Source organism: Vibrio sp. 10N.222.52.B7 (assembly GCF_041474275.1).
Classification (GTDB): domain Bacteria; phylum Pseudomonadota; class Gammaproteobacteria; order Enterobacterales; family Vibrionaceae; genus Vibrio; species Vibrio crassostreae_C.
Genome location: NZ_JBFRTU010000162.1, coordinates 1 through 763, shown reverse-complemented (window position 1 = coordinate 763; position 763 = coordinate 1). Strand labels below are relative to the sequence as shown.

2 pseudogenes are annotated in these 763 nt (G+C 37.6%); both read right to left on the bottom strand.

Annotated elements, in window-relative coordinates:
- Positions 1–189 (bottom strand): annotated as a pseudogene (locus AB4512_RS22015) (hypothetical protein); the annotation flags it as partial.
- A 359-nt stretch (positions 190–548) separates the two neighbouring features.
- Positions 549–763, bottom strand: a pseudogene (locus AB4512_RS22010) (sulfoacetaldehyde acetyltransferase); the annotation flags it as partial.

Sequence of the window (763 nt, the reverse complement as noted above, 5' to 3'; positions counted from 1 at the left end):
CTCTTGTTCGACACGGCGAATATTCTTTCGATTTGAGCGACCTAAGCTTGGCATCAGATTACTGTTTTCATAATCACACACGTTATAAATTAAACCACGATACCCACTACATTCAGCAATTAGCGAATCGATTATTTCATACAGTTCTTCTATTGAACTTATATAACGTTTATTTTTCACAACATGCATGTAATAGGTCACTTAATTTAAATTCGGTACAATCCAAGCATCAACATTTACGATTATAAAATTAACATCGTCAGCTATAACTTCCCAAAATAATAATAGGTATACATCTTCGTCAAAGAACTATTTTTGGATCCATTAGTTAAGGATCGATTAATAATAACGAGTGACAAAGTGTATATATCTAAAACCACTTATATACTTATGAGCCATTTAATTAGTGTTCTAATGTTTAACTAGAGATTATTGAACTAAGCGTTTATGTTCTTCACCTAAGCACTTGCCAATACCCGTTAATATTACCCGACCATGCGCTCGATAACCTTCTCGATGATGCGCTGGCCGGGCAAACTTCCTATGACTTATACGTAATCTTTGTATTTATCTAGGAAACGAACCGGTGTTGATAGTGCATCTCGGCGGAACGGGTCGCCCAACTCCTGAGTACACATGATTTCAATGATGGTTGTTTTGCCTTCGTTCATCTGCATGTCGATGGCTTTTTGCAAGGTTGGACCTACATCTTCTAGCTTATCAACCGTGATACCTTCAGCGCCCATTGCTCGTGCGATTTCAG